Origin of the sequence: Longimicrobium sp. (assembly GCA_036387335.1) — a bacterium.
Lineage (GTDB): Bacteria > Gemmatimonadota > Gemmatimonadetes > Longimicrobiales > Longimicrobiaceae > Longimicrobium.
This window is the reverse complement of sequence record DASVTZ010000023.1, coordinates 1-4,969: the sequence shown is the minus strand read 5'-3', so window position 1 is coordinate 4,969 and position 4,969 is coordinate 1. Positions and strand designations below refer to the sequence as shown.

Annotated in this window: 6 protein-coding genes; 2 read left to right on the top strand and 4 right to left on the bottom strand. The window is 71.0% G+C overall.

What is annotated here, in order from left to right:
• Window positions 1–211: 211 nt before the first annotated feature.
• The 4 genes from VF647_01835 to purE all read right to left on the bottom strand — a co-directional run bounded on the left by VF647_01835 (window position 212) and on the right by purE (window position 3,038).
• Entirely contained in the window at window positions 212–601 is a 390-nt protein-coding gene (locus VF647_01835) for a hypothetical protein (protein HEX8450803.1), read from the bottom strand.
• 113 nt (window positions 602–714) lie between these two features.
• The gene (locus tag VF647_01830) at window positions 715–1,116 is read right to left on the bottom strand and encodes a hypothetical protein (protein HEX8450802.1); all 402 of its coding nucleotides are present in this window, start codon (window positions 1,114–1,116) and stop codon (window positions 715–717) included.
• Between the two features lie 258 nt (window positions 1,117–1,374).
• A complete protein-coding gene (locus VF647_01825; protein ID HEX8450801.1) occupies window positions 1,375–2,556 on the bottom strand; it encodes a 5-(carboxyamino)imidazole ribonucleotide synthase in 1,182 nt (393 codons plus the stop codon).
• On the bottom strand, window positions 2,553–3,038 hold the full coding sequence (purE, locus tag VF647_01820; GenBank protein ID HEX8450800.1) for a 5-(carboxyamino)imidazole ribonucleotide mutase: 486 nt from the start codon (window positions 3,036–3,038) through the stop codon (window positions 2,553–2,555). The genes VF647_01825 and purE overlap by 4 nt, the downstream gene beginning before the upstream one ends.
• Window positions 3,039–3,220: 182 nt before the next feature.
• On the opposite strand from purE, the gene VF647_01815 reads away from it, so the two are divergent.
• Window positions 3,221–3,547, top strand: coding sequence for a nucleotide pyrophosphohydrolase (locus VF647_01815; protein HEX8450799.1), 327 nt, complete (start codon window positions 3,221–3,223; stop codon window positions 3,545–3,547).
• A gap of 57 nt (window positions 3,548–3,604) precedes the next feature.
• Complete coding sequence (locus VF647_01810; protein ID HEX8450798.1) at window positions 3,605–4,963, top strand: sigma-54 dependent transcriptional regulator; 1,359 nt, start codon at window positions 3,605–3,607, stop codon at window positions 4,961–4,963.
• Window positions 4,964–4,969 lie beyond the last annotated feature (6 nt).

Below are 4,969 nucleotides of genomic sequence, written 5' to 3'. Positions count from 1 at the left end.
CGGGCGCGATAAATCGCGCCCGTGCCACGGATGCCGGGTCGGGTCGGAGTGCACCCTTTCCCCCGCTTGCGGGGGAGAGGGCCGGGGAGAGGGGGAGCCCGCGCGCCCCGACCCCAGCCCACGCACACCACCCCACGCGTCCGCCCCTCCCCCAGCAGTTTGGGGGAGGGGCAGCGAGGAACGAGCGGGGAGGGGGCCGCCTGCCCGCGCCCTACCGCTGGTTGTCCGGCTGCCGGATCGGATCGCGCACCGCGTCCGGCGTCGTCTCCTCCGTTCGCCGGTTCTGCTCGGCGAGGGCGTCGCGGTTGTCCTGCGCGTTGGCGACGTTCGCGGCGGCCTGCGAGTTGTCTTCGGAGGCCGTGCCGGTGGTGCCCGAGGTGCGGGTGTTCGTCGCGTTCGAGATGAGTTTTTCGCTGCCGCCGCCGTTACTGATGACGTCCTGCTGGCCGACCGGGTGGTTTGCGGAGTCGCCGGCGGTGGCTTCGGTGCGGCGGTTCTGGTCGCGGAGCGCTTCCAGGTTGTCGTGCGCGTTCTGGGTGTGGGCCTCCGCGGCGCGGGTGCCCTCGTTGCCCTGGTTGGCGCCGGTGTTGTTCTGGTCCATGCTCGTCTCCTTCAGCGGGTGAGTCCTTCCGCGGTCGCAACTCCCATTCCGGCGCGCGAAAAGGCCCCGCACCGTGTGCCGGTGCGGGGCCTCTGTTTCGCGCGGACGGGGGTTCAGTCCGGGAAGTTGACCGCGGCGCTGTGGTCGCCGATCAGGTCGATGATCGCCTCCATCTGGGCGCCCATGCGGTCCAGGCGGTTGAGGACGGTGCGGCCGTGCGCGTAGTCGAAGTACAGCGCGACCGCCTCCTCGTGCGCCGGATGGAACTCCAGCACCTTGTCGTCCAGCCGGCGGTGGAGGTCGGTCACCAGGATGCCGACCGCTTCGCGCACGCGGCGCTGGTCTTCCAGCGAGTCGATGCTGAAGTCACCGGTGAGGCGGGGAAGGAGCTGCTCCACCTTCGCCACGCCCTCCGGCGGTGCGGCAACCGCACCGAAGCGACCACTGTCGGTCGCCATGAGCTCGATCGCGGCCGAAAGCGCGCGGAGCTCTTCGAAGTTGAAGTGAAGGATCACGGAGCCTCCCTTGCTTAGAGTCACCCACCGATCAAGGCAATCGGCGGGCCACGTACCGCTGTCCTCAGTACACCGCGCGTTCCCAAACGTTTACGCCAGGGGATACACGCGGGTTTCAGGTGAAGGGCCGGGCGGAACGCCTTGATCGCGGCATTCCACGGCGCCGGTGTGCGTCCCGTGGCGGGGACGGGGCGCGCATCCCCGGGAGGACGGTGAGAGGAAGGTGATCCGCTTCGGACCGCTGATCGTACAATTGCCTCACTCGCTGGCCGGCGCAAGGGCGCCAGTGTGCACCTTGTTCACCAGCGCGCGCCAGGCACAGTCCGCCCGCTCCAGCGCCTCGTCCGCCGTGCCGCCCAGCGCCGTCACGTGGCCCATCTTGCGGCCGGGGCGCGACTCCGCCTTTCCGTACAGGTGCAGCGCGGCCATCGGCACCGCCATCATCTCAGCCGTACCCGCCCGCCCCAGCCCGGTTCCGGCGTCGTCCCCCATCAGGTTGACCATGGCGGCAGGCCATAGCAGATCCGCCGAGCCGAGCGGGAGCCCGCACACCGCGCGGAGCTGCTGCTCGAACTGCGACACGGGGCACGCCTCCCAGGTGTAGTGCCCGGAGTTGTGGGGGCGCGGCGCGATCTCGTTCATCCGGATGACGTCGTCCTCGCCCACGAACATCTCCACCGCCAGCAGCCCCACCACCTCCAGCCCCTCGGCCAGGGCGCACGCGATCCGCCGCGCCTCCTCCGCCAGCTCCGGGGAGATACGCGCCGGGGCGACGGTGGAGTGGAGGATGCCGCCGCGGTGCTCGTTCTCGCCCACGGGAAAGCACGCGATCTCGCCGCCCGGCCCGCGCGCGCAGACCACCGAGATCTCCATTCGGAAGCGGACGAAGGCCTCCAGAATGAGCTCCGCACCCTCCGGCGCCACGGAGCGGAACGCCGCCTCTGCCTCCGCCGGGTCGCGGATCACCGCCTGGCCCTTGCCGTCGTAGCCGCCGCGCGCAGTCTTGAGCACGGCGGGCACGCCGATCTCGTTGAGCGCCGCGTGCAGGTCGTCGAGCGAGCCGACGGCGCGGTACTCGGCGGTGGGGACGCCCAGGCGGCGGGCCGCATCCTTTTCGCGGATGCGGTGCTGCGCCACCTCCAGCACGTCTGGCCCCGGGCGGACGGGGACGACGGCCTCCAGGGCACGCAGGGTGTCCACGTCCGCGTTCTCCCACTCCAGCGTCACCACGTCCGAGCGGCGGGCCAGCTCCAGCGCGGCATCGGCATCGTGGAAGGGGGCGATGATGGTCTCGTCGGCGATGGCGGCGGCGGGGGAGTCGGCGGCGGGGTCCCAGACGACGATGCGGTAGCCCATGCGCCGCGCCTCCATCACGAACATCCGCCCGAGCTGGCCGCCGCCCACGATGCCGATGGTGGAGCCGGGGAGGATCGGCGTCACGCTTCCGGCTCCCGCAGCGCGTCCTCGGCCATGCGCTGGGCGAAGGCGCGCAGGCGGTCGCGGATCTCGGGATCGCGCGTCCCCAGGATGCGCGCGGCCAGGAGCCCCGCGTTGGCCGCCCCCGCCTTGCCGATCGCCACCGTGGCCACGGGCACGCCGCGCGGCATCTGCACGATGGAGAGGAGCGAGTCCACCCCGTTGAGCGTGGACGAGAGGACGGGGACGCCGATCACGGGGAGCACCGTCTTAGCCGCCGTCATCCCCGGCAGGTGCGCCGCGCCGCCCGCGCCGGCGACGATCACGTCCAGCCCGCGCGCCTCCGCCGCCTCGGCGTACGCGAACATGCGGTCGGGGGTGCGATGGGCGGAGACGACCTCCATCTCGTAGGCGATCCCCAGCTCGTCCAGCACCCGGGCCGCTTCCAGCATCGTCTCGCGGTCCGAGCGGCTCCCCATGATGATCCCCACGCGCGGCTGGCTCATTCCCGTCGGGCTCGTTGGTGGCGCGTGAGGTGTTTCACGCGGAATGGCGCGGACGGATGCATCCTCCGCGCTGCCTCAATGTACCGGCGGCGGGCGTGCGGCTGCAACGGAGGACGAGAGCCTTGTTTCCGTTTGGGAACGGACGTAGGTTGCCGGTCCTACCCGCCGAAGAGCCGCACCGAATGCAGATCCGCGAAGTCCAGCAGCAGGTCGACGAGTACATCTCGCAGTTCAAGGAAGGCTACTTTCCCCCGCTGGTGAACCTGGCCCGCCTCACCGAAGAGGTGGGCGAGCTTGCCCGCGAGCTGAACCACCGCTTCGGCCCCAAGAAGAAAAAGGCCGACGAGCCCGAGGGCGACGTCGCGCTGGAGCTGGGAGACGTGGTATTCGTGTGCGTCGTCCTGGCGAACCAGATGGGCATCGACCTGGACGACGCCGTGGGGCGCACGCTCGCCAAGTACCGCGTGCGCGACGCCGACCGTTGGGAACGGAGGGAGGAGAACCCGTAGCACCGCACGCCCCCCGCACTCACGCACTCACGCACTTCCGCACCTCCGTCCCGCCCCATGAATCCCACCATCTTCATCATCGACGACGACCCCGATCAGGTTGCGCTGGTGACCGCGCAGCTTGAGCGGAGCAGGCGCTTCGTCACCAAGGGGTTCACGCGGCCGGAGGAGGCGCTCGACGAGATCCGCGCCGAAGCGCCCGACGCGGTGGTGTGCGACCTGGTGATGCCCTCGATGGACGGGATCGCCTTCACGCGCCGCGTGCGGGAGTTCGCGCCGTCGCTCCCCGTCATCATCGCCACCGCGCACGGAACGGAGGGGGACGCGGAGACGGCGCTGCAGGCTGGGGCCACGGACTTCGTCACCAAGCCCATCGAGCCCAAGGCGCTGGAGACGCGCATCCGGCGCGCGCTGGAGCAGGTGCCCGCGCAGGAGCTGCTCACCTCGGTGACGGCGGCCAAGTTCGACCGCCACGGCATCGTCGGCTCGCACCCGCTGGTGCAGGAAGTGAGGAACTTCGTGGACCAGGTGGCGTCCGTGGCCCAGGTCTCCGCGCTCCTGCTGGGCGAAAGCGGCACGGGGAAGAACCTGGTGGCGCGCGCCATCCACGGCGCCAGCGGGCAGGCCGCCCGCCGCTTCGTGGAGGTCAACTGCGCCGCCCTCCCCGCGCAGCTCCTGGAGGCGGAGCTCTTCGGCTACGAGCGCGGCGCCTTCACCGATGCGCGCCAGACCAAGCGCGGGCTGGTGGAGGTCGCGGACGGCGGGACGCTGCTGCTGGACGAGATCGGATCGATGCCGCTGGAGCTGCAGGCCAAGCTCCTCTCGTTCCTGGAAAGCCGCACCTTTCGGCGCATCGGCTCCACGCAGGAGCAGTCGGTGTCGCTGCGCGTGGTGGCCGCCACCAACGTGGACCTGGCATCCGACGCGCGCGCGGGGCGCTTTCGCGAGGATCTCTTCTACCGGCTGAACGTGGCCTCGCAGGTCCTCCCCTCGCTGCGCCACATCCGCTCGGACATCCCGGAGGTCGCGCGGCACTTCACCAAGCGCGCCGCGGAGTACTTCGGCAAGCAGGTGCCCGCCATCGACGCGGCGGGAGTGCAGCGGCTGCAGGCGCACGACTGGCCGGGGAACGCGCGCGAGCTGCGCAACGTCATCGAGCGGTCGATGATCTTTTCGCGCGGCCCCGTGATGCAGATCGGCGAGCTGGCGTCCGCGGGCGCCGCGCCGGCCCCCGTCACCAACGCGCTCCAGGTGCCCCGCGGGCTCACGCTGGACGAGGTGGAGCGGATGTACATCGAGTCGACCCTGCGCGACCTGGGAGGCAGCGTCAGCGCCGCCGCCGAGCAGCTCGGCATCTCGCGAAAGGTGCTGTGGCAGCGAAGGAAGAAGCACGGCATGCCGGACGTCGGCCTGTGAGCGCCC